This window comes from Sphingobium baderi, assembly GCF_001456115.1.
GTDB classification, from domain to species: Bacteria; Pseudomonadota; Alphaproteobacteria; order Sphingomonadales; family Sphingomonadaceae; genus Sphingobium; species Sphingobium baderi_A.
In genome coordinates, this window is record NZ_CP013264.1 from 522,678 (window position 1) to 545,596 (window position 22,919).

The following is a 22,919-nucleotide window of genomic DNA, read 5'->3' on the forward strand; positions in this document are numbered from 1 at the left end:
AGGCTTCGACAGGCCCAGCCCGAACGGAGGTGGGGTGGCGGCCATTGGCCGAAAGCAGACCGTTCGGCTTTATGGGCGGCGCTCAGGGCAATGGAGGTGGTTTCGCTTTACCGCGCATTGTTCTAAGTCGCGTTTCACAGTTTCCGATTTTCGACGTTCAGGACCATCGACCCATGTTCACCGGCATCATCACCGACATCGGCACCATAAGCTCCACCGAGCAGCGCGGCGACCTGCGGCTGGTCATCGGTTGCGGTTACGACATGGAAAGCGTCGCGATCGGCGCTTCCATCGCCTGTTCGGGCGCTTGCCTGACGGTGGTGGAAAAAGGCGCGGACTGGTTCGCCGTCGACATGTCCGCCGAAACGGTGGCGCGCACCGCGCCGGGCCTGTGGCGGCAGGGCGGCAAGCTCAATCTGGAACGCGCGCTCAAGGTGGGCGACGAACTGGGCGGGCATATCGTGACGGGCCATGTGGACGGCGTGGGCATTTTGGTGTCGGCCACCCCGGAAGGGGATTCCACCCGCCTCGTCATCCGCGCGCCCGCCGAACTTGCGCCATCGCTCGCGGCCAAGGGTTCGATCACGGTCGATGGCATTTCGCTGACCGTGAACAGCGTGGAGGATCAGCCGGACGGCTCGACCCATTTCGGCCTCAATATCATTCCCCACACGGCCGCCGCCACGACATTGGAAACCCTGCCGGAAGGCCGCGCCTTCAATCTGGAGATTGATGTGCTGGCCCGTTATCTGGACCGCATGCAGTCTCTTCGCGACCGCCCAATGTGATTTCCACTTGCAATTATCACATTGTAGTGTGAAATATGACTCCATCATGTCATTCCGAGCGAGGAGTCGCTTTCCATGTCCGCCGCATTAATCGATAGCCTTCGTTCGCTCGTCACCGATGGGGGCATGTCCCGGTCGGGCCTTGCCCGCGCCGCCGGGCTGCACGCCAACAGCCTGCGCCGTCTGGGCGAGACGGACTGGAACCCTACGGCCGAGACGCTCGGCAAGCTGGAAACCTATCTCCAGCGGCGCGCGGGCGGCACGGCGCTGGCCAGCCCGGAAGAGATTATCAACGAAGCCCGCAACGGCCGCATGTTCATCCTGGTCGATGACGAGGATCGGGAAAATGAAGGCGATCTGGTCATTCCCGCGCAGATGGCGACGCCCGATGCGATCAACTTCATGGCGACGCATGGCCGCGGCCTCATCTGCCTGGCGCTGACCAAAAGCCGGGTGGACGAGCTGGGCCTGGACCTCATGAGCCGCAACAACGGCACGCGGCATGAAACCGCCTTCACCGTGTCGATCGAGGCGCGCGAGGGCGTCACCACCGGCATCAGCGCCGCCGACCGCGCCCGCACCATTTCCGTCGCCATCGACGGTTCGAAAAGCCGCGACGACATCGTGACGCCGGGGCATGTCTTTCCGCTGGTCGCCAAGGATGGCGGCGTTCTGGTCCGCACGGGCCACACCGAAGCGGCGGTCGACGTGGCCCGGCTCGCCGGTCTCAATCCTTCCGGCGTCATCTGCGAGGTGATGAAGGATGACGGGACCATGGCGCGCCTCGACGACCTCATTCCCTTCGCGCAGAAGCATGGGATGAAGATCGGCACGATCCGCGACCTGATCGCTTATCGCCGCCGCCACGATCATATGTTCGAACGGCGCGCGGAAACGACCTTCACCAGCCGGTGGGGCGGCGACTGGAAAGCCATCAGCTTCTACAACAAGGCGACCCAGACCGATCAGCTCGTGCTGCAAAAGGGACATATCGTTCCGGACGAACCCACGCTGGTGCGGATGCATCAGATGTCGATGCTGGACGATATCTACGGCGCGACCGGCGCGCGCGGCAACCTGCTGTCGCATTCGATGGAGATCATCGGTGAAGAGGGCGCGGGCATCATCGTCGTCCTGACGGCGCGGGGCAGCACATCGGAATTCATTACGCGCTTTCTGGAGCGCCATGCGGGCAAGGCTCCTTCAGGCATGGACGATGAACTGCGCGATTATGGCGTGGGCGCGCAGATCCTTGCCGAACTGGGCGTGCATGACATGATCCTGCTCACCAACAGCCACCGCAGTCTGGTCGCGCTGGACGGTTATGACCTGGCCGTCGTCGGCCAACGCTCCATCACGCTTCCGGAGGATAATTAAGCATGGCCAAGTTCCTGATCGTCGAGGCGCGCTTCTACGACCATCTCAACGACCTGCTGATCGAAGGCGCAGGCGCCGCGCTGGAGGAAGCGGGGCATAAATATGATGTCGTCACCGTGCCCGGCGCGCTGGAAATCCCCGGCGCGGTCGCGCTGGCGGCGGAAAGCGGGCGCTATGACGGCTTTATCGGCATCGGCGTGGTGATCCGCGGCGAAACCTATCATTTCGAAGTCGTGTCGAACGAAAGCGCGCGCGGCCTGATGGCGCTCAGCATGGACGGCATCGCCATCGGCAATGGCATCCTGACGGTCGAGAACGAAGCGCAGGCCCTCACCCGCGCCCGCCGCACCGAAAAGGACAAAGGCGGCGAGGCGGCCAAGGCCGCCATCGCCATGCTGAAGTTGCGGGAACGGTTCGAGGGCTGATATTCAGGCGGCTTCCAGCGCGGAATAGGTGACGTAACCTTCCGCCCCGCCGCTGTAGAATGTCTCCATGTCCCACGCATTGAGCGGCGCGTTCCGGCGCAGGCGCAGCGGCAGGTCCGGATTGGCGATGAAGGGGCGGCCAAAGCTGATGGCGTCGGCCAGCCCGCTGTCCAGATCCGCCTGCGCCCGCGCCGCGTCATAATCGCTGTTGAGCACCAGCGGGCCGGAAAAATGCCGGCGGATCAGCGGCGACTGGCGTGGCACGTCGCTGCTGCCATAGCTGCCATTCGCATGGAGTTCGCGCAGTTCCAGAAAGGCGATGCCGATCCGGTCGAGCGCCTGCGCCGCGAGCGGGAACAGGCTGGCGGGGTCGCTGTCATCGGTGCCCTGCGATTCGCCATTGGGCGAAAGACGGACAGCGGTGCGATCCGCGCCGACGGCATCGGCGACGATGGCCGTCACTTCGCGCAAAAGGCGGACGCGGTTTTCCGGGCTGCCGCCATAGTCGTCGTCCCGATGATTGACGCCGTTGCGGAGGAACTGGTCGATCAGATAGCCGTTGGCGGCATGGATCTGGACCCCGTCGAACCCGGCGGCGATGGCGTTGCGGGCGGCCGCCGCATAACTATCCAGCAGCGCGGGGATTTCATCCACCGTCAGCGCGCGCGGCGTTTCATAGGGCTGCTTGCCTGCATTCGTATGGGCGTCGCCGGGCGCGGCGATCGGGCTGGAGGACAGGGGCTGCTGCCCCGACATGCTGGAATGGACGAGGCGGCCCATATGCCAGAGCTGCGACACGATCCTGCCGCCTGCCCTGTGCACCGCTTCGGTCACGGGCTTCCATGCCTCCACCTGCTCTTCCGTCCAGAGTCCGGGCGCATGGGGCCAGCCCAAGCCCTGACGCGAAATTCCGGTCGCCTCGCTGATGATGAGCCCCGCCTGCGCGCGCTGGGCGTAATAGTCCGCCATCAGGGGCGTGGGCACATGGTCGCGCGTGGCCCGCGCGCGAGTGAGCGGGGCCATCAGGATTCGGTTGGGCGCGGCTATCGCGCCAAGCTGGATCGGATCGAACAGGGTCGGCATGGATATTCCCTTCATACAGTTTCAATTTGAAACGGGACATGGGTGCCGAAGCCAGCTAGGGAGCCGCCATGGCCGGTTCAATGCCCATGATGCAAAAACATGTGCCGCCCATGGCATTTCCCGCCCTTGTCCTTGCGAATATTTTTCTGGCGATGGGTCCGGTATTGGTGCGCCTGAGCGATGTGGGGCCGATTGCGGCGGCCTTCTGGCGACTGGCGCTGGCCACCCCCTTTCTCTTCCTCCTCGCCCTGCCCCGCCTGCGAACCGCGTCGCTGGGCAAGCGGCAATGGAGCCTGATGATATTGGCGGGCCTCTTCTTCGCCGCGGATCTCGCCACATGGCATGCGGGCATCCACCATACGAAAGTCGCCAATGCGACCATGTTCGGCAATATCAGTGCGCTGGTGCTGCCTTTATGGGGGTTGCTGATCCTGCGCCAGGCGCTGCACCGGCCTCAGCTTGCGGCACTGTTGCTGGCGCTGGTCGGCGGCGGGATATTGATGGGGGGAAGCTATGAACTGTCGCCCCGCTATTTGCGCGGCGACCTGCTCTGCCTGATGGCGGGGCTGCTCTACACCGGCTATCTGATCAGCGTGCAGGATGTGCGGCAGCGGCTCGACAGTTGGTCGGTGCTGGCCATCGCCAGCCTGTCCGGCGCGGGTCCGTTGCTGATCATATCCATCGCGGCGGGAGAGCAGGGCATGCCGGCGAACTGGACGCCGCTGATCGCCCTCGCGCTGTCGAGCCAGCTGATCGGACAGGGGCTGCTGACCTATGCGATCGGCTGGTTTTCGCCGCTGGTGCTGGGATTGAGCCTGATGATCCAGCCCGCCGTGTCAGCCGTCGTCGGATGGCTGCTGTTCGATGAGCGGATGAGCGTGACCGATCTGGTCGGCATGATAGCGATTGCCGCGGCATTGATCCTCGTGCGGCTTCCCTGGTCGGCCAGGGTCAGGGACCAGCCCTAGCGAAAAACGGGTTCCCACTTGTCGGGCCAATGCTCTAAAGCGGTTCCATGACCGCCGACCTTACCCTTGACGAAATGCGGGCCGCCCTTGCGCCCCTGCTCCCGCGCCACGCCGCGTTCGATGGCTGGAAGGATGAAGCCATCGCCATGGCGGCGGCTGAAAAGAGCATAGACCCGGATATTGCGGCGCTCGCCTTTCCGGGCGGGGCGATGGATATGATCGACGCCTGGTTCGCCAGCATCGACACGCGGATGACCGATTCCCTCTCCGCCCAGACGCTCGCCGCCCTGTCCATCCGCGCGCGGATCACCGCTCTGGTCGAAGCGCGTCTTGCCCTGCTTGCGCCGGACCGGGAAGCGTTACGCCGGGCCATCGCGATCATGGCCATGCCCCGCAACGGCGTCCGCGCAGCAAAGCTGGGCTGGCGCGCCGCCGATGCGATGTGGCGCGCGGCGGGCGACGAAGCGACCGACTTCGCCCATTATAGCAAGCGCATGACGCTGGGGGGCGTCTATGCCGCCACGCTGCTGGTATTTCTGGACGATGAGAGCGACGATCACACCGAAAGCCGCGCCTTCCTGGCCCGGCGCATCGAAGAGGTGATGCGGTTCGAGCGATCCAAGGCCCGTTTCAAGGGAGCGGGCGGCGGCGAACGGCTCAGCCTTTCGCGGTTCATCGGGCGGCTGCGCTATCCCGTAGTCTGAGCGCCGGGGACGGATTCGCACTGGCCATGTCCAATAGTAATTGATAGTCACTCGCAAAACCTTGTGACGAGTGCCCTTCCTTGCGCCTGACCGACCTGCCGCTGCGACAACCCGCCTATGTGGACATTATCGACTGGAACGCCCTTTCCGCGACGGAAGGGCAGCGGCTGCGCGAATTCGGCCTGTGCGAAGGCGCCAGCGTGGAGGCGCTGCACCATGGCGGCCTGTTCGGGCGCGGTCCCATTGCCTGCAAGGTCGGGCGCATGACCATCGCGATGCGGCGCAATCATGCCGAAGCGATCACCGTCCGCACCGGACCGGAAGGAACGGTCGCATGAGCGCCATGCCGCTGGTCGCGCTGGTCGGCAATCCCAATGCCGGAAAAAGCGCGCTGTTCAATGCGCTGACGGGCGCGCGGCAGAAGCTGGGCAATTATCCGGGCGTCACCGTGGAGCGCAAGGCCGGGCGACTGTCGTTGTCCGATGGGCGGCCGGTGGAGCTGGTCGACCTGCCCGGCACCTACAGCCTGTCCCCGGCCAGCCCCGATGAACAGGTCACGCGCGACGTCGTCCTGGGCAGGCAGGATGGGGAAAAACGGCCCGACGCGCTGGTGGTGGTGGTCGATGCCTCCAATCTCGACAATCATCTGCGGTTCGCGCTGGAACTGATCGCGCTGGGGCTGCCCACGGTGGTGGCGCTCAACATGGTCGATCTGGCGACGCGGGACGGGCTGGAACTGGATGCGGCGGTGCTATCGCGCGAACTGGGCGTGCCGGTCATCCCCACTGTCGCGGTGCGGAAGCGCGGGCTGGACCATCTGCTCAAGGATCTCGAAAGCCTGATCGACGGGCCGGCGATGGCCGCGCGCGCCGTCATCGTCGGACGCGATTTCGATCTGCTGCGACATGAAGCCCGGCGGATCGCGCAGGCGGCCATCGTGCGGGAAACGCCGTCGCGGCGGCTGACGGCGGCGGTGGACCGGGTGGCGCTGCATCCGTTGTTCGGACTGCTGCTGCTGCTGGGGCTGTTGTTCGTCATGTTCCAGGCGGTCTATGCCTGGTCGGAAGCGCCCATCGCGATGATCGAGGGATGGGCCGAAGCGGCGAGCAATATCGTGAGCGATGCCTTGCCCAGCGGCATATTCCGGTCCTTCCTGGTCGACGGCGTCATCAATGGCGTGGGATCGGTGGTGGTGTTCCTGCCGCAGATCCTGATCCTGTTCTTCTTCATCCTGATGCTGGAGGCGACGGGCTATATGGTCCGCGCCGCCTTCCTGATGGACGGGCTGATGGCGAAGGTCGGCCTGTCGGGACGGGCTTTCATCCCGCTGCTCTCCTCCTTCGCCTGCGCGGTGCCGGGGATCATGGCGACGCGGACCATCTCCGATCCGAAGGACCGGCTGACGACCATATTGATCGCGCCGCTGATGACCTGTTCAGCGCGGCTGCCGGTCTATGCCGTCATCATCGGCGCCTTCATCCCGGCGCGGGACGTTGGATGGGGCATCGGCCTGCAGGGGCTGGTGCTGTTCCTGCTCTATGTCTCGGGAATCATCGGGGCGATGCTGGTGGCGCTGGCGTTACGCATGACCGTGACCAAGGGGAAAAGCGGCGGATTCCTGATGGAAATGCCGAAATATCAATGGCCGCGCCCGCGCGACATCGCGCTGGGCCTGTGGCAGCGCGCGATCATCTTCCTGAAGCGCGCGGGGACGATCATCTTTGCCTCCACCGTCATATTGTGGGTGTTGCTGAGCTTCCCCCGCGTGCCCGACGGCAATCCCGCCAGCCAGGTGGACCACAGCATCGCGGGACGGATCGCGGGCGGCCTCAACGTCGTGCTGGAGCCGGTGGGCTTCAATCGCGACATTTCGCTGGCGCTGATCCCGGCGATGGCGGCGCGGGAAGTGGCGGTGTCGGCGCTGGCGACCGTCTATTCCATCGACGCGGGCGACGATGAGGCGAAGCTGGAGCAGAGCCTGGGCGAGCGGCTGAAGAACAAATGGTCGCTGCCGACCGCGCTGGCTTTCCTCGCCTGGTTCATTTTCGCGCCGCAATGCATTTCCACCATCGCCGTGACGCGGCGGGAAACCAATGGGTGGAAATGGCCCGCCTTCATGGTCGGATATCTGTTCGTGCTGGCCTATCTGGCCGCGGGCGCGACATATTGGACGGCCACCGCGCTCGGCCTGTCATAGGGGAGTAGACGGCTTCGCGCCGCGCTCTATAAGGACCGCTTTATACGCTTCGGAGGGATCATGGCGGGCTCGGTTAACAAGGTCATTCTGATCGGCAATCTGGGCGCGGACCCGGAAGTCCGCAGCTTCCAGAATGGCGGCAAGGTGTGCAACATCCGCATCGCGACCTCCGAAACATGGAAGGACCGCAATTCGGGCGAGCGCAAGGAGCGCACCGAATGGCACAGCGTCGCGATCTTTTCCGAAGGGCTGGCAGGCGTAGCCGAACGCTATCTGCGTAAGGGCAGCAAGGTCTATATCGAGGGCAAGCTGCAAACCCGCAAATGGCAGGACCAGTCGGGCAACGACCGCTACACCACCGAAGTGGTGCTGCAAGGACCGAGCGCGGTGCTGACCATGCTGGACGGCGCGCCAGGCGGCGGCGGTCAGGGCGGCGGTGGCCGTTCGCAGGGCGGGAGCGACTGGTCCGGCGGTTCGAGCGGCTTTGGCGGCGGCGATTATGACGATTTCGGCGGCGGCGGCGGAAACTTTGGCGGTGGCGGCGCGAGCGGCGGTCGTTCGCAGGGCGGCAGCGGTGGCGGCCGGGGCAGCGCAGGTGGGCCGAATTTCGACAATGATCTGGATGATGAAGTGCCGTTCTGACGATCCGAACAGCGCAAAAGCCTTTTGAAGGGCGGGGCGGCGATGGCTTCCCTGCCCTTTTTGCCGGGCGGCGGGCAGCGTTCGTTGCGGGCCATTGGTCCGCTGGCACGGGGCATCATGCGGCCAGTTTCGGCCAGAGAACCCTGTCCGCTACCCATCCCATGCCATCGCCCGGCGCTGGACAGCGCGACGTCAGATTTCCCGGCGGCGCTTGAAACGAGCGGAGAGCCGTTGGCTCCGAGAGGCACGCCTGCCCCCGCCCGCACGCGGGAGGGGGCAGGGCGGGTCGTCAGGCCGCCGCCGCGACCTTGCCCAGGCCCAGTTCGGCGGTCGCGAAGGCGCGGATGTGGTCGCTCAGGTCTTCGCGGTCCAGCGCCAACGCCAGATTGGCTTCGATATAACCGGCTTTCGACCCGCAATCGAAGCGGCGGCCGTCGAAAGTCACGCCATGGAAGGGTTGCCGGCCGATCAGGGAAGCCATCGCGTCGGTAAGCTGGATTTCGCCGCCCGCGCCCTTTTCCTGCGTTTCCAGGATCTTCATCACATCGGGTTGCAAGATGTAACGGCCCGGCAGGATCAGGTTGGAGGGCGCGGTGCCCGGCGCGGGCTTTTCGACAAGGCCCTTCACTTCCGTCAGCGCGCCGTCGCGGGCGCCCGGATCGATCACGCCATAGCTGGGCGTCTGCTCCATCGGCACTTCGAGCGCGCAGACGAGGTTGCCGCCGACCTTGTCATAGGCGTCGACCATCTGCTTCATGCAGCCCCGGCCGGGCGCACCCTTCATAAATTCGTCGGGGAGCAGGATGGCGAAGGGCTCGTCGCCCACGATGTCGCGCGCGCACCAGATGGCATGGCCAAGGCCCAGCGGCTCCTGCTGCCGCAGGAACACGGCGTTGCCGGGATCGAGCCGGGTGCCTTCCAGCGCAGAAAGATCCTTGCCCCGTTCGCGCTGGGTGACTTCGCATTCGAAGGCGATGTCAAAATAATCCTCGATCGCGCCCTTGCCGCGCCCGGTGACGAAGATCATCTGCTCGATGCCTGCTTCCCGCGCCTCATCGACCGCATATTGGATCAAGGGGCGGTCCACGACCGGCAGCAATTCCTTGGGCACGGTCTTGGTAGCGGGCAGGAACCGCGTGCCAAGCCCCGCGACGGGAAAGACGGCTTTGCGAATCGGTTTATTCGACATGACTCTCCATTCTCGCTATCGGCGCGCACGGCTTTGCATTGCCGCGCACGCGGAAAAGGTCAAGCATCCCACTCCTGAACTATTCCGGGTAATCAGACTTCCAGAAGGCGCTGCGCCATCTGTTCCAGCGCGCTTGTTTCCGCGTCGAGTTGTTCAAGCGATATGTGCACCTGCTGGTTCCGGGGATCGCGGCAGGTGAAGCCGCCGGGCGCGGGTTCCTGAAATCCGCCGACGATGAGCGCGCGGAAACGATCGACGCGCTGCATGTCGCGTTCGATCGCCGAAATTTCGTTGAGCGCCGTCGCGTTGCGGCGATCGCGCATGGTGACCATGGTCCGCAATTCCGTCATCAGCTTGGCCATGCTGGGCCGGTTGCGGGTGCCCACGGTGCGAATATCGCCCATCGCCTTTCGCATCATCGCGATTTTCTTTTCCAGGCTCTGTTCCAACATGGTCCAGGCGCAGACCAGCCGCCCGACACCGCACAGCAGCGCCGCGTCCTCGGGCGCATATTCCGAAACCGTTTTCACCTGAACGTCCGCAACCAGATTCAAAACCCGTGACCCCGACCCTTGTTTTACAAGGGAAACCCTGCACGGAGGGAAGCAGCCATGGCTAGAGTGGGGGCAGACGCTCCCCCGTGTCGGGGGCACGGATCATCGTTAACCGTGCCAAATCATCGGCGGGCCGTGAATGACGGGCGTCAGAAGTCGATGGCGATACCCTTCTTCTCCCAATCGCCATAACGGGTGGGGCTGAGTTGCTCCGTCTGGATGGAGGGCTTGTCGAGCGGGTCCGGCTGAGGCACCGGCGGGCTTTTGGAGAGGTGCGCGGGCGCCTTCACATGCGCGGGACGCTGACCATTATAGTTTCCCATGGATGGGCCTTTCGATTGCGGGGAAGCGGCGACGACCCCATATTCCTATCATGCCTGCACTCTGGGCGGCAAAGGAGGATCGTGCAAGTGAGCGGTTTCAAGACGGTGATGCTGATGTCGGCGCTGACGGCGCTGTTCATGGCATTGGGCTATACGCTGGGCGGCAGCGGCGGGGCGGTGATCGCGCTGCTGGCGGCGGCTGGCATGAACCTGTTCACCTTCTGGAACGCGGACAGGATCGTCCTGTCCATGCATCATGCGCGGGAAGTGGATGAGGCGAGCGCGCCCGAATTCGTCGGACTGGTGCGCGATCTGTCGCAAAGAGCCGGGCTGCCGATGCCGCGCGTCTATCTGATCGACGAGCCGCATCCCAATGCCTTTGCCACCGGGCGCAACCCGGACAATGCGGCGGTGGCGGCGACCACCGGCCTGCTGTCGATGCTGACGCGCGCGGAAGTGGCGGGCGTGATGGCGCATGAACTGGGCCATGTGAAGAACCGGGACACGCTCATCATGACGATGGTGGCGACCATTGCGGGCGCGATTTCGATGCTGGCGAATTTCGGCCTGTTCTTTCGCGGGAACAGCGGGAACGGGCAGGGCAATATGCTGGCCGGATTGCTGGCCGTGATCGTCGCTCCCTTTGCCGCGATGATCGTGCAGATGGCGATCAGCCGCACGCGCGAATATGGCGCGGACGCGGCGGGCGCGCAGATCAGCGGCGATCCGCGCGCACTGGCTTCCGCGCTGGCGAAGATTTCGGGACAGGCGCAGCGGATTCCCAATCCGGTGGCGGAGCGCAACCCCGCCGCCGCGCAGCTTTACATTGTGCCGACGCATGTGAGCGAGCTGTTTTCCACCCACCCCGCGACGGAAAAGCGCATCGCGGCCTTGCAGGATATGGCGGCGCAAATGGGCGCGCCGGCGGTCAGCGCACCCGCCGCCCGCGCTTCAGCGCTGTCGCCGGTTTCCGCGCCGACGCGCAGGCGGTCGAGCGCGCTCGATCCCTTGCGGCGGGACTGAAGCAGCTTGGCACCGGGGCGGGACAGCGCCCTGCTTTCCGCATTTCCTGCGTGTCAGGTCATTCCACCTGCCTTGAAAATGCTCTAGGCGCGAATGATGGCACGATCCCCCCGACCCGATGATATTCCCGGCCTGCCCGCGCGGCGCGCGGCGCTCAGGCTGCTCGATGCCGTATTGCGGCGAGGCGATCCGCTGGAACTGGCGTTACATGGCGCGGCGCAGGGCCTGCCGTCTGCCGACCGGGCGCTGGTCCATGCCATCGCGGCGGAGACTTTGCGCCATCTGCCCGATCTGGATGCCTTGATCGACGGGGCGACCCGGCAGCCGCTGCCCGATGACGCCAAGGCGCGGATGGTGCTGCGGATCGCGCTGGTGCAGGTGCTGGCGCTCGGCACGGCGCCCCATGCCGCCATTGCGACGGCGCTGCCGCTGGTCGATGGCGGGCCGCGCAAGCTGGTCCATGGGGTATTCAGCACGGTGACGCGGGCGCAGCCGGTCCTGCCCGATCCGCCGACCCTCCCGCCGGAGGTGGCGGCGCGCTGGGCGGCGCAATGGGGCGAGGCCATGCCCGAAACGGCGGCGCGAAGCTTTGCCGTGCGGCCACCGGTCGATGTCAGCCTGCGCGATGCGGGGGATAGCGATAGATGGGCCGAGCGGCTGGGGGGGATCAGCCTTGCGCCCGGCCATGTCCGCCTGCCCGATGGCGCCGCGATCACGGACCTGCCCGGCTTTGGCGAGGGCGCCTGGTGGGTGCAGGATATTGCGGCATCCTGCCCGGCGCGGCTGCTGGGACCAGGCGAAGGGCGCGCGGCGCTGGACCTGTGCGCCGCGCCGGGCGGCAAGACGATGCAGCTCGCCGCCGCCGGATGGCGGGTAAGCGCGGTGGACCAGTCGAAGAAGCGGCTGGAGCGGCTGCGCGAGAATATGGAGCGCACGGGTCTTTCCGCCGATATCGTGCAGGCCGACCTGCGGCAATGGAAGCCCGATGCCCCTGTCGACGCGGTGCTGCTGGACGCGCCGTGCAGCGCCACCGGCATCTATCGCCGCCATCCCGACGTGCTGCACCGCATCGGCCCGCGCCAAATCGCGGAACTGGCCGAATTGCAGGCGGAATTGCTGGACCGCTGCGCCGACTGGGTGAAGCCGGGCGGAACGATCATTTACGCCACCTGTTCACTGGAGCAGGCGGAGGGAGAGGAACAGATCGCGACTTTCCTGGATCGGCGGCCGGATTTCGCGACCCGCCCCGCGCTGGTGGCCGAACTGCCCGCCGGGATCGCGCCGACGCAGGACGGATGGGTCCGCACCCTGCCCGGCGCGCTGGACGCGCAAGGCGGCGCGGACGGATTTTTCGTGGCCAGACTGGAGCGGACGGCAACCAGAGTTTAACCCCTGATATATAGGCTTTCGCCATGCGCCCTATCGAGCCTCTTCCCTTGCATCATAGCTGGCCCCTCTACGAATTGCGGGACCATCTGGCGCCGCTGACGCTGGACGACGGCATCGCCCGCAGTGACGCGGCGCTGGCAGAGCGCGGGATCGGCCTGTGGCATTGCGACCTTGCGACCGAAAAGCTCAGTTGGACCGCCGGGGTTTTCGACATTTTCGGGCTGGAACGGCATCAAGAAATCGCACGCCCCCATGCCGTGTCGCTTTACGTGCCGGATTCGCGTGAGGCGATGGAAAGGCTGCGGGCTTATGCGATTCGCTACCGGCGCGGTTTCACGCTGGATGTCGACATCAACGGGGCCGAAGGCGGGCAATGCGCGATGCGGCTGATCGCCGCGCCGATCATCGCCGACGACGCCGTCACCGCCCTGCATGGCGTGAAACAGATATTGCCAAAGGGCGCGGCGGCTTCGCGCGGGTTGAACCCGATGACCTTCAACCTGCTCTAGCGTCACGGCCGTGGAAAGCGCGCACAGGCCAAATGATGCGTTGCCCTGCCCTTTTCCCGCCGCTAAGGCGAACGGTTAATGACCAGTCCGATCCTCATTTCGCCCTCCATCCTCTCCGCCGACTTCGCCCGCCTGGGCGAGGAGGTTCGCGCCATCGACGAAGCGGGATGCGATTGGGTCCATATCGACGTGATGGACGGGCATTTCGTGCCTAACATCACCATCGGCCCCGGCGTGGTGAAAGCATTGCGCCCGCACACGAAAAAGCCGTTCGACGTCCATCTGATGATTTCGCCGGTGGACCTGTATCTGGACGCCTTCGCGCAGGCGGGCGCGGACATCATCACCGTGCATCCCGAAGCGGGACCGCATATCCATCGCTCCGTCCAGCACATCAAGTCCCTGGGCGTGAAGGCGGGCGTGGTGCTCAATCCCGGCACGCCGGCCAAGATGCTGGATTATCTGATCGATGACGTGGACCTGATCCTCGTCATGAGCGTCAATCCGGGTTTCGGCGGGCAGAGCTTCATCGAGAACCAGCTTCGCAAGATCGAAGCGATCCGCAAGATGATCGACAAGAGCGGGCGCGACATCCGCTTGCAGGTCGATGGCGGCATCGATTTCACCACCGCGCCGCGCGCCATCGCGGCGGGCGCGGACGTGCTGGTGGCGGGCACGGCGACCTTCCGCGGCGGCGCGGCGGCCTATGCCGACAATATCCGAAAGCTCAGGGGCGGGTGAAGGACCGCAAGCGCCTTCCCCCCCATTCCGCTTCCGACGCGGCCGGAACCGAGGATTTCGAGGCCGAGAAGCAGGAAGACGGAATCGAGCAGGGCAAGCGCCTCATCCGTCTGGCGGATGACAAGGGGCTGTCGCTGACCCAGCGGATCGCCAATCGTTTCTATCTGCTCAGCTGGAAGACGCCGCTGCATGGCCGCCGGCTGAAGGGCAAATATCCCCTGAAGCTGCTGGCGGTGCCGGAGGATGAGATCCCCGGCGACCAGCAGGCGGGGCAATCCATCCGCGCGGGATATTTCCTGTTCCGGGGCATGAAGCAGCCCGTGGACACGCTGGATTTCGCCCGGCTGGACCTGACCCCCGGCTTTGTCGACCATATCCAAAGCTTCCGCTGGCTGCGCGACCTGTCGAGCGTCGCGACGCGCGAACAGGGCGCGCCGGTGGCGGAAAATGTGATGCGTAAATGGCTGGCCGCCCATGCCGACGTGCCGAGCGAACCGGCATGGCGAGCGGACAATGCGGGCTGGCGGCTGCTGTTCTGGACGACCCATGCGCCGCTGATCCTGTCGTCGAGCGATCTGGTCTATCGCTCGCTGGTGCTGAACTGCATCGCGCGGACGGCCCGCCATCTGGACCAGATCGCGGACAAGACGCCCGTGGGCCTCCCCCGTCTGGTCGCATGGGGCGCCATCGTCGCCGCATCCATGCTGATCCCCGGCGGCGCGGCGCGCAAGGTGTTCGGCGAAGCAGGCCTGAAGCGCGCGATCGACAGCGCCTTCCACGGCGATGGCGGCATCGTGTCCCGTTCGCCGATCGACCAGCTGGAAGGCATCATGCTGCTGTCGATGGTCGCGTCGGTCTATGACGTAAGGCGCGAACAGGCCCCGGCTTTCCTGCATGAAGGGCTGGCCCGCGCCATTCCCGCACTGCTGGGGCTGACCCATGGCGACGGCGGCCTTGGCAACTGGCAGGGCGCGGGCGCGATCCCGCCCGGTCATGTGCAGGCCGTGGTCCAGGCCAGCCGCGTGCGGACCCGCCCGCTGCGGCAGGCGCGCGAATGGGGGTATCAGCGGCTGGCGGCTGGCACCACCGTGGCCCAGATCGACGCCGCGCCGCCGCCCGTCGCGCGGCTGGCGGAGGCGGGGTGCGGATCGACCGGCGCGATAGAGATCAGCGACGGCCCCCACCGTCTGGTCGTCAATTGCGGCGGCGCGGCGCTGGAGGGGCAATGGATCACCCGCGATCTGGCGCAGGGCCTGCGGACCACGGCGGCGCACAGCACGCTGATCCTGAACGACTGCAATTCGACCGCGCTGCTGCCCGACGGCACGCTGGGGCGAGGCGTGACGGAAGTCGAACTCAACCGGCAGGAGCTGGAAAACGGCAGCCGCGTGGACCTGAGCCATGACGGCTATGTCCGGCGCATGGGCTATATCCACCGCCGCCTGCTGCTGATGAGCGCGGATGGCAAGGAAATCCGGGGCGAGGATATGCTGACCCCGGCGGAACGACGCAAGAAACCCTCCCGCCTGCCCCTGCAACTGCGGTTCCATCTGGCGCCGGGCGTGGAGCCGACGACGACAGCGGACGGCATGGGCGCGCTGCTGCGGATCGACATGGGCGCGCTGTGGCAATTCCGGGCGAGCGCGGGGAAGCTGAGCGTCGAGGAAAGCCTGTGGGTTGATGCCGATGGACGCCCGCATTCCACGCAACAGCTTGTCGTGACCGGCGAGGCGCTGCCGGGCGGATCGAGCATCGGCTGGCTGTTCAAGCGGGTGGGGTGAGACCCCGGCCATCCATCCGCAAATGGATGAGCGGATAGGGTCGCCCCTGCCCGTCCCGGTCCGACCGGCCCGTCGCAACAAAGCCCAGATGCTCGTAGAAGCCGACAGCCTGCCCATTCTGTTCGTTCACATCGGTCGTGACCGCTAAATGGAGCGTCAGGGCATGATCCACCAGCGCGCGCCCAATGCCCTGACCGCGACAAGCCGGATCGATGAACAGCGCTTCCATCTGCGCGCCATCCAGCAGCATGAAACCGAGAGGACGATCCTGACCGTCCACCGCCAGCCAGAGCGGCGCGGATGGGAGGAAGGCCCGCACTTCCTCTTCTATCGCGGCGCGGTCGGCCGCCGTCAGGAAATCATGCGTGACGTCCACCGCTTCGCGCCAGATAGCGATGATGCGCGCGCCATCTTCTGCCCTCGATTCCCTTATTCTCACCATGGGCCGGGCATAGCCCGATGCCGCCTGGCGGGGAAGAGTGCCCACGGGGCTGTATTTTTCTCCCGCTCCGCACTAAGGCGCTGGGCAAAATCGTCCCGACGAGTCCGAAAAGCAGGAAAGCCCATCTCCATGAACCCTTCACCCGCAGACGTCACCATCAAGCGCGCCCTTCTGTCCGTGTCCGACAAGAGCGGCCTCATCGAACTGGGGCAGGCGCTGGGGAAGCATGGGGTGGAACTGGTGTCGACCGGCGGCACGGCCAAGGCGCTGCGCGACGCGGGGCTGGAGGTGAAGGATATTTCCGACCTCACCGGCTTTCCCGAGATGATGGACGGGCGGGTCAAGACGCTGCATCCCAAGGTGCATGGCGGCCTGCTCGCGGTGCGGGGCAATGCCGAGCATGTGGCGTCGATGCAGGAGCATGAGATCGGCGCGATCGACCTGGTGATCGTCAACCTCTATCCCTTTGCCGCGACGGTGGCGCGGGGCGCGGACCGGGACGAGATCATCGAGAATATCGACATTGGCGGGCCGTCCATGGTGCGCTCCGCCGCGAAAAATCATGAAAGTGTGGCCATCGTCACCGATCCCGCCGACTATGCGCGCCTGATCGCCGAAATGGCGGAAAAGGGCGGCGCGACCAGCTATGATTTCCGGCGGATGCTGGCGGCCAAGGCCTATGCGGCGACGGCGGCCTATGATTCGATGATCGCGAGCTGGTTCGCCTTTGCCGATCAAGGAGTGCAATTTCCCGAAACGCTGGCCGTGTCGAGCAAGCTGGGCGCGACGCTGCGCTATGGCGAAAATCCGCACCAGTCGGCTGCGCTTTACCTGCCGGTGGGCCCGACCGCGAACGGCATCGCGCAGGCAAGCCAGGTGCAGGGCAAGGAACTGAGCTATAATAATTATAACGACGCCGACGCAGCGCTGGAACTGGTGAGCGAGTTTCGCGATGGCCCGCCGACCGTCGTGATCGTGAAGCACGCCAATCCCTGCGGCGTGGCGACGGGCGCGACGCTGATCGAAGCCTATGAAGCGGCGCTCGCCTGCGACAGCGTTTCGGCGTTCGGGGGGATTATTGCGGTCAACCGGCCGCTCGATGGCCCCACGGCGGAGGCGATCAGCGGCATTTTCACCGAAGTCGTCGCCGCCCCTTCCGCCGATGAGGACGCCAAGGCGATCTTCGCGAAGAAGAAGAATCTGCGCCTGCTGCTGACCGGCGACCTGCCCGATCCGGCGCGCGAGGGACTGATGATGAAGAGCATCGCGGGCGGGCTGCTGGTGCAGAGCCGCGACAATGGCCGGGTGACGCGCGACATGCTGAAAGTCGTCACCAGACGCGCGCCGACCGAGCAGGAACTGGCCGACTGCCTGTTCGCCTGGACCGTCGCCAAGCATGTGAAGTCGAACGCCATCGTCTATGCCAAGGGCGGCAGCATAGCGGGCATCGGCGCGGGGCAGATGAACCGCCTTGAATCCGCGCGCATCGCGGCGTGGAAGGCAAAGGATGCGGCGGACAAGGCCGGTTGGGCCGAACCGCGCACGATCGGTTCAGCGGTGGCTTCGGACGCTTTCTTCCCCTTCGCGGACGGGCTGCTGGCGGCGGTCGAGGCGGGCGCGAGCGCGGTGATCCAGCCGGGCGGGTCGATCCGGGACGAGGAAGTGATCGCGGCGGCGGACGAAGCCGGGCTGGCGATGGTGTTCACCGGGATGCGCCACTTCCGGCATTGAGCAATCATGGCCGTGCTGCCGTGAAAGCGGAAGCTCCTTCCCCATGCATCGGCGATTAGCGTGCGCCCTTCGGCAGACTCAGGGCGAACAGGGTAAGCGAAGAAGCCGGTCGGCTCGCCCAATCAGGCGGGCTGGAAGCGCAGCGCGACGCCGTTCATGCAATAGCGTTTGCCGGTGGGTCGCGGGCCGTCGTCAAAGACATGGCCCAGATGCCCGCCGCAGCGCGCGCAGTGCACTTCGGTCCGGATCGTGCCCAGATCGAAGTCGCGTGACGTGCCCACCGCCTTGCGAAGCGGCGCCCAGAAACTGGGCCAGCCGGTGCCGCTGTCGAACTTGGTCTTTGAACTGAACAGAGGCAGCGCGCAGCCCGCGCAGACAAAAGTGCCCGCGCGATGCTCGCGATCGAGGGGGCTGGAGAAGGGCGGCTCGGTCGCCCGCTGACGCAGCACCTTATAGGCCCATGGGGACAGCCGCTTGCGCCATTCCGCGTCGGACAGGGTGAAGGGATAGGCGGCTTCCGCCCGGCCCGGACCGAACTGCCATAACGCGAGCGCCACGGCGCCTGTCACGCCGCCGCTCAGGAACTGCCGCCGGTTCATGCAGCGAAGCTAAGCGCGCGGAGCTGAGCGGCGCCTGAACAGCGGGCGCTTCGCACCGGAATTGAGCACATGGCGGCGAAACAGCCACACGCCCATGCGGATGATGAGCCCGACCCACATCGCCTGCCACAGCAGCGCCAGAACATGCGGCCAGATCGCGCCATCCTGCGCCGCCCGCGCAATCATCGCGAAGGGGGATGAGAGGGGAAAGACCGCCGCCGCGATTTCCGGCGCGGACCCCATATGATCGACGGCATAGGTCGCGAAGAAGAATATGACCATCTGGGCCATGGTGACGGGCATGTTGAGCGTCTGCACTTCCCGCACCGTCGCCGCCTGCGCCCCGATGCTGAGGAACAGCGAGCCGAGCAGGCAATAAGCCATGGCGAAATAGAGCACCGCAAGCAGGATGAAGACCGGCCAGCCAACCGCGGGCGTGGGCAGCGCAAAGCCCGGCCCGGCGAGAAGCGCCAAGCCCGCCACAGCGCAGCCGCCCCAGAAAATGATGCCGATGAAGCTCATCGACAGCATCGCCATCAGCTTGCCCAGGAATACGGCGTCGATGGGGACGGCAGCGGCCAGTATCTCGATCACCTTGTTGTTCTTTTCCTCCACCATGTTGGACAGCACCATGCCCGCCAACAGCATGGTGAGAAGGAATATCAGGATTTGCGCCGCCCGCCCCATGGTCAGCCGCGCCTGCGTCTGGCCGCTGACGCTTTGCGCGACCGGATGCCGTTCGACATCCACTTCGGGCAGCACGGCGCGGGTCTTGGCGGCGCTGGCGATCAACCGGACATCGCCTTCCAGCCGGTCGATATCGGACGGCTGCCCCGTCAGGACCGGCCGGTCGACCGAGCCGGAAACGACCGCCACATAGCCCGCGTCGCTATGCGCCAGCAGGCTGCGCGGATCGACCGGCCATGGCGCCTTTTCCAGCGCGGAAATGTGATCCGCGCCGATCCGGCGGGCGACGGCTTCGCGCGCGGCGAGCATCCGGGCGGTTTCGTCAGGCGACATCGACAGCCCCGCCGCCGGACGCAGGCTGTCCGTGCTGATCTTTTCACTGAGGCCGCCGAACGCCATGCCGATCAGGATCGGAAGAAGCGGCCCCAGCAGGAAAAAGAGGAAGGTCCGGGTGAAGATGACCGCCGAAAAATCCCGCCGCGCAATCACCATGGCGGCGCGCAATATATCCTTCATGCCGCGTCCTCCCGCGTCCGGTCTTCCGTCATCTGGCGGGCGACCGATTCCCCGGCGATGGCAACGAAAGCGTCATGCAGGCCGGGCCGTTCGATCGACAGGCTTTCAATCCCCGCATTGCCGTCCAGCAAGGCGCGCAGCAGCGGTTCTATCCCGCCATCGGGCAGCGCGAAATGCCAGTTTCCGTCCTGCGCCAACGTTTCGGGCGGCAAGGCGCGCCGCCAAGGCCCGTCGCTCGCCCGCGTGCGGAGCGTCACCTGCGGGCGCAACCGGTCGCGCGCGCGGGCGACCGACCCTTCGAAACGGATGCGGCCACCCGCGACAATGGCGATGCGCTCGCACAATCGTTCGGCATGGGCGATGACATGGGTGGAGAACAACACCGTCACCCCGGCCCGCGCCTGTTCGCGGATCAACACCTCCAGCTTGCCCTGATTGATGGCGTCGAGACCGGAAAAGGGTTCGTCGAGGACGATCAGGCGCGGTTCGTGGACGATGGTGCCGAAAAGCTGAACGGTTTGCGCCATGCCCTTGGAAAGCTGGCGGATCGGCTTGTCGGCGGAAGCACCCATGCCGTGCGCCTCCAGCATGGCGCGGGCGCGTTCCCGCCCGACCTTGAGCGGCAGGCCGCGCAGCGCGCCCATGAAGGCAATGGCATCAAAGGCCTTCATCGACGGATAGAGGCCGCGCTCCTCCGGCAGATAACCGATGAGGCGCGATTGCCGCAGCGGTTGCGGATCGCCCAGCAATGTGCGTTCGCCTTCGTCGGGATCGACGATGCCGAGCAACGTCCGCAGCAAGGTGGTCTTGCCCGCGCCATTGGGACCGAGCACGCCGTAGATCGTCCCGGCGGGCACCGCGATGTCGATGCCGTCCACCGCCCGAAAATCGCCGAATGTCTTGACAAGCCCGTGGGCTTCGACGGCATAGGCGGGTTGCGGGGTTGGCATATCAGCGGTCATATGCTCCCCAAATAGTGACAGCCGATGCCAACGCAAATCGAAACCTTGGAACAGCGCCTGAAAAGACAGGCCGCGCAACTGGGCTTTGCCGCCTGCGCGATCGCCTCGGCGGACGCCGCGCCCATGGCGGGACGGCGGCTGCGCGACTGGCTGAACGCGGGGCATCATGGCGACATGCTGTGGATGGAGGAGCGCGCGGAGCAACGCGGATCGCCTCGGGGACTGTGGCCCGATGTCCGCAGCGTCATCATGCTGGGAATGAGCTATGCGCCGGGGCGCGATCCGCTGGCGCTGGCGAAGGCGGGAGACCGGGCGCGGATTTCGGTCTACGCGCAGGGCAAGGATTATCACGACACCGTCAAGAAGGGACTGAAGGCGCTGGCGCGCTGGCTGGTCGAACAGCAGGGCAGCGCGCTCAAGGTTTTCGTCGACACCGCCCCGGTCATGGAAAAGCCGCTTGCCATGGCGGCGGGGCTGGGATGGCAGGGCAAGCATAGCAACCTTGTCAGCCGCACCCATGGAAGCTGGCTGTTCCTGGGCGCGATCTATAGCGAGATCGCGCTGACGCCGGATGAAGGGGAACACGATCATTGCGGCAGTTGCACCGCCTGCCAGACCGCTTGTCCGACCGACGCCTTCCCATCGCCCTATGTGGTCGATGCGCGGCGATGCATTTCCTACCTCACCATCGAGCATAAGGGGCCGATCCCGGAAGCGTTGCGCCCCGGCATCGGCAATCGCGTCTATGGCTGCGACGATTGCCTGGCGGTGTGCCCGTGGAACAAGTTCGCCGATGCCGCAGCGGCGAACCGCGCCTTTCTGGGCCGGGCGGAACTGGCCGCGCCCGCGATAGAGGATCTGCTGGCGCTGGACGATGCGGCGTTCCGGGAGATTTTCTCCGGCTCGCCAATCAAGCGGATCGGGCGCGGGCGCATGGTCCGCAACGCCGCCGTCGCCGCCGGGAACAGCGGCGAGCCGCGCCTGATCGCAAAGCTGCGACCGCTGACGAGCGATGGCGATCCTGTCGTGGCCGAAGCGGCGACATGGGCGATCGCGCGGCTTTCGGCCTAGGGCCAATGCCATTCAGGAGATGGTGGAATTGCGTGACCCGGCGCGCAGCGGACACCAAGTCCGTGAACACCAGAAGCACGGAAAGACCGCATTTGCAGCCCGCCAGAACTGAATTGGCGATCGGCCCTAACGTCCCTGCAAGGATGTAGCGCAGCTCGCCGGATCGACGTCGGCGCCCGAAGGCGCGCGGGCGTCGACATGGGTCACGACCGGTTCCTTCCCCCGCCCCGGCGAATAGAGATAGGCGTCCAGCACGCAGCGGCCATTGCCGAATTGCAGTTTCCGCATGCTGCTTTCGCGAATGTCGAGGCGCGGCGTGCCGAACATCCCGGTCAGATGCTTCGCGTCCATGCCCATGAGCGGGCCGGTCTTCATGAAAGCGCTGGCGGGCGGACCGGCAGACGGGGCTGGCTGACGCGTCTGGGGCACCACCGTTCCGGCCCCGCAGGCGGCGAGCGGCAGCGACAGCAGGCCGGTCAGCAAGAGACGGGTCGGGTTCATGCGCTTTTCCTTCTGACGCCATGCAGCATGTGCACCGCCATAGCCGCGCTCCACACCGGCGCAAGCAGGTTGACGAAGGGGACGATGAAGAGAAGCGTCGAAACGAGGCCCAGCAGCCACCGGCTGCCGCGCGGGATGGGCGGGCGGGCGGGGTGGCGCGGCTCCACCAGGTCGGCCAGATCGCGGCCCAGCAGATAGGTGTTGAGCAATAGGAACAGGCCGATGGTGCCGAAACCCACCGCCAGCAGGGCGATATAGGCGGGCAAGGCGATCAGGTTCCAGCCCAGCGTCCGGCCCAGCGAGGCCAGCGCGAAACGCAGGCTGCGGGCCGGGCCGACGGGGCGGGCTTCGCGCGCTGCTTCGGGGTAGCTGCCCTGCTCGACCGCCATCACGATGTCGTCGGCGTAAAAGCCCATGACCGCCATGGCGACGACGCGGAACAGCAGCCAGCCCGTCGGGATCATGGCGATGGCCGTGGCCGCCGCTTCGGCCAGCCCCCCGCCGCCCCAGCCGAAATGCAGGCGCACCGCATGGAAGGCCGCCCACAGCGCAACACCGAGCGCGACGAAGATCAGCAGCGTCAGCGCCAGCGATTTGGCGAGCAGCCTGCGGGTCGCGGCGTGAAAGAGGATCGGGAAGGCGCGCAGGGCGGCGACTATGACCATGGCCCGCTATCCCCCGTCCCGGCCGCGCCGTCAATCAGCGCCGTTGCACGCG

25 protein-coding genes are annotated in these 22,919 nt (G+C 65.9%); 15 read left to right on the plus strand and 10 right to left on the minus strand.

Translation table 11 applies throughout. The features are described 5' to 3' along the window. Positions 1-173 precede the first annotated feature (173 nt). From ATN00_RS02705 to ribH, 3 genes are all read left to right on the plus strand, one after another. Positions 174-788, plus strand: coding sequence for a riboflavin synthase (locus tag ATN00_RS02705; RefSeq protein WP_062061800.1), 615 nt, complete (start codon positions 174-176; stop codon positions 786-788). 75 nt (positions 789-863) lie between these two features. Beyond that, positions 864-2,165, plus strand: a complete 1,302-nt coding sequence (gene ribB, locus ATN00_RS02710; protein ID WP_062061803.1) for a 3,4-dihydroxy-2-butanone-4-phosphate synthase — start codon at positions 864-866, stop codon at positions 2,163-2,165. A 2-nt stretch (positions 2,166-2,167) separates the two neighbouring features. Continuing rightward, complete coding sequence (ribH, locus tag ATN00_RS02715; protein ID WP_062061806.1) at positions 2,168-2,590, plus strand: 6,7-dimethyl-8-ribityllumazine synthase; 423 nt, start codon at positions 2,168-2,170, stop codon at positions 2,588-2,590. Positions 2,591-2,593: 3 nt separating this feature from the next. Here ribH and ATN00_RS02720 read toward each other — a convergent pair whose 3' ends face one another. Further along, positions 2,594-3,673 carry an alkene reductase gene (locus tag ATN00_RS02720; RefSeq protein ID WP_062068311.1) on the minus strand — a complete coding sequence of 360 codons (1,080 nt, stop codon included), beginning with the start codon at positions 3,671-3,673 and terminating at the stop codon, positions 2,594-2,596. 68 nt (positions 3,674-3,741) lie between these two features. Here ATN00_RS02720 and ATN00_RS02725 point away from each other — a divergent pair, with 68 nt between their 5' ends. The 5 genes from ATN00_RS02725 to ssb all read left to right on the plus strand — a co-directional run bounded on the left by ATN00_RS02725 (position 3,742) and on the right by ssb (position 8,184). Then, the gene (locus ATN00_RS02725) at positions 3,742-4,641 is read left to right on the plus strand and encodes a DMT family transporter (protein WP_062061808.1); all 900 of its coding nucleotides are present in this window, start codon (positions 3,742-3,744) and stop codon (positions 4,639-4,641) included. 47 nt (positions 4,642-4,688) lie between these two features. Then, positions 4,689-5,345, plus strand: coding sequence for a COQ9 family protein (locus ATN00_RS02730; protein ID WP_062061811.1), 657 nt, complete (start codon positions 4,689-4,691; stop codon positions 5,343-5,345). Between the two features lie 80 nt (positions 5,346-5,425). Continuing rightward, positions 5,426-5,683, plus strand: a complete 258-nt coding sequence (locus ATN00_RS02735; protein ID WP_062061814.1) for a FeoA family protein — start codon at positions 5,426-5,428, stop codon at positions 5,681-5,683. After that, positions 5,680-7,542 (plus strand): ferrous iron transporter B, encoded by a 1,863-nt coding sequence (gene feoB / locus ATN00_RS02740; RefSeq protein WP_062061817.1) that lies wholly within the window; start codon positions 5,680-5,682, stop codon positions 7,540-7,542. The genes ATN00_RS02735 and feoB overlap by 4 nt, the downstream gene beginning before the upstream one ends. A gap of 60 nt (positions 7,543-7,602) precedes the next feature. After that, positions 7,603-8,184 (plus strand): single-stranded DNA-binding protein, encoded by a 582-nt coding sequence (ssb, locus tag ATN00_RS02745; protein WP_062061819.1) that lies wholly within the window; start codon positions 7,603-7,605, stop codon positions 8,182-8,184. Positions 8,185-8,473: 289 nt separating this feature from the next. On the opposite strand, the gene ATN00_RS02750 is transcribed toward ssb, so the two are convergent. The 3 genes from ATN00_RS02750 to ATN00_RS22750 form a co-directional block, all read right to left on the minus strand. Beyond that, positions 8,474-9,373: a UTP--glucose-1-phosphate uridylyltransferase gene (locus ATN00_RS02750; RefSeq protein WP_062061822.1), complete on the minus strand. Its 900-nt coding sequence runs from the start codon at positions 9,371-9,373 to the stop codon at positions 8,474-8,476. A 92-nt stretch (positions 9,374-9,465) separates the two neighbouring features. After that, positions 9,466-9,903 carry a hypothetical protein gene (locus tag ATN00_RS02755; RefSeq protein ID WP_062068313.1) on the minus strand — a complete coding sequence of 146 codons (438 nt, stop codon included), beginning with the start codon at positions 9,901-9,903 and terminating at the stop codon, positions 9,466-9,468. Positions 9,904-10,076: 173 nt separating this feature from the next. Next, positions 10,077-10,250 carry a DUF1674 domain-containing protein gene (locus ATN00_RS22750; protein ID WP_082635075.1) on the minus strand — a complete coding sequence of 58 codons (174 nt, stop codon included), beginning with the start codon at positions 10,248-10,250 and terminating at the stop codon, positions 10,077-10,079. 87 nt (positions 10,251-10,337) lie between these two features. Between ATN00_RS22750 and htpX the strand changes: the two genes are divergently transcribed. The 5 genes from htpX (at position 10,338) to ATN00_RS02780 (ending at position 15,693) form a co-directional block, all read left to right on the plus strand. Beyond that, positions 10,338-11,273 (plus strand): zinc metalloprotease HtpX, encoded by a 936-nt coding sequence (gene htpX / locus ATN00_RS02760; RefSeq protein ID WP_197413656.1) that lies wholly within the window; start codon positions 10,338-10,340, stop codon positions 11,271-11,273. Positions 11,274-11,369: 96 nt separating this feature from the next. Next, positions 11,370-12,662 carry an RsmB/NOP family class I SAM-dependent RNA methyltransferase gene (locus ATN00_RS02765; protein ID WP_062068318.1) on the plus strand — a complete coding sequence of 431 codons (1,293 nt, stop codon included), beginning with the start codon at positions 11,370-11,372 and terminating at the stop codon, positions 12,660-12,662. 23 nt (positions 12,663-12,685) lie between these two features. Then, positions 12,686-13,171 (plus strand): hypothetical protein, encoded by a 486-nt coding sequence (locus tag ATN00_RS02770; protein ID WP_062061825.1) that lies wholly within the window; start codon positions 12,686-12,688, stop codon positions 13,169-13,171. Positions 13,172-13,249: 78 nt separating this feature from the next. Beyond that, a complete protein-coding gene (gene rpe, locus ATN00_RS02775; protein WP_062061828.1) occupies positions 13,250-13,912 on the plus strand; it encodes a ribulose-phosphate 3-epimerase in 663 nt (220 codons plus the stop codon). Beyond that, the gene (locus ATN00_RS02780) at positions 13,909-15,693 is read left to right on the plus strand and encodes a heparinase II/III family protein (RefSeq protein WP_062061831.1); all 1,785 of its coding nucleotides are present in this window, start codon (positions 13,909-13,911) and stop codon (positions 15,691-15,693) included. Before rpe ends, ATN00_RS02780 begins: the two co-directional genes overlap by 4 nt. On the opposite strand, the gene ATN00_RS02785 is transcribed toward ATN00_RS02780, so the two are convergent. Beyond that, complete coding sequence (locus ATN00_RS02785; protein ID WP_062061834.1) at positions 15,677-16,135, minus strand: acetyltransferase; 459 nt, start codon at positions 16,133-16,135, stop codon at positions 15,677-15,679. The two genes, ATN00_RS02780 and ATN00_RS02785, sit on opposite strands and share 17 nt — an antisense overlap. 129 nt (positions 16,136-16,264) lie before the next feature. Here ATN00_RS02785 and purH point away from each other — a divergent pair, with 129 nt between their 5' ends. Further along, positions 16,265-17,866 (plus strand): bifunctional phosphoribosylaminoimidazolecarboxamide formyltransferase/IMP cyclohydrolase, encoded by a 1,602-nt coding sequence (gene purH / locus ATN00_RS02790; RefSeq protein WP_062061837.1) that lies wholly within the window; start codon positions 16,265-16,267, stop codon positions 17,864-17,866. 122 nt (positions 17,867-17,988) lie between these two features. Here purH and msrB read toward each other — a convergent pair whose 3' ends face one another. From msrB to ATN00_RS02805, 3 genes are read right to left on the minus strand one after another with little or no spacing between them, the layout of a single operon-like run. Then, complete coding sequence (gene msrB, locus ATN00_RS02795; RefSeq protein WP_062061840.1) at positions 17,989-18,465, minus strand: peptide-methionine (R)-S-oxide reductase MsrB; 477 nt, start codon at positions 18,463-18,465, stop codon at positions 17,989-17,991. Positions 18,466-18,474: 9 nt separating this feature from the next. Continuing rightward, positions 18,475-19,668, minus strand: a complete 1,194-nt coding sequence (locus ATN00_RS02800; RefSeq protein WP_062061843.1) for an ABC transporter permease — start codon at positions 19,666-19,668, stop codon at positions 18,475-18,477. Further along, positions 19,665-20,630 (minus strand): ABC transporter ATP-binding protein, encoded by a 966-nt coding sequence (locus ATN00_RS02805; RefSeq protein ID WP_062061846.1) that lies wholly within the window; start codon positions 20,628-20,630, stop codon positions 19,665-19,667. The genes ATN00_RS02800 and ATN00_RS02805 overlap by 4 nt, the downstream gene beginning before the upstream one ends. Positions 20,631-20,654: 24 nt before the next feature. On the opposite strand from ATN00_RS02805, the gene queG reads away from it, so the two are divergent. Next, positions 20,655-21,701: a tRNA epoxyqueuosine(34) reductase QueG gene (gene queG, locus ATN00_RS02810; protein ID WP_062061849.1), complete on the plus strand. Its 1,047-nt coding sequence runs from the start codon at positions 20,655-20,657 to the stop codon at positions 21,699-21,701. 126 nt (positions 21,702-21,827) lie between these two features. Here the strand turns inward: queG and ATN00_RS02815 are convergent, their stop codons facing one another. Continuing rightward, positions 21,828-22,202: a hypothetical protein gene (locus ATN00_RS02815; RefSeq protein ID WP_062061852.1), complete on the minus strand. Its 375-nt coding sequence runs from the start codon at positions 22,200-22,202 to the stop codon at positions 21,828-21,830. Then, the gene (locus ATN00_RS02820) at positions 22,199-22,867 is read right to left on the minus strand and encodes an EI24 domain-containing protein (protein ID WP_062061855.1); all 669 of its coding nucleotides are present in this window, start codon (positions 22,865-22,867) and stop codon (positions 22,199-22,201) included. Before ATN00_RS02820 ends, ATN00_RS02815 begins: the two co-directional genes overlap by 4 nt. Between the last annotated feature and the right edge of the window lie 52 nt (positions 22,868-22,919).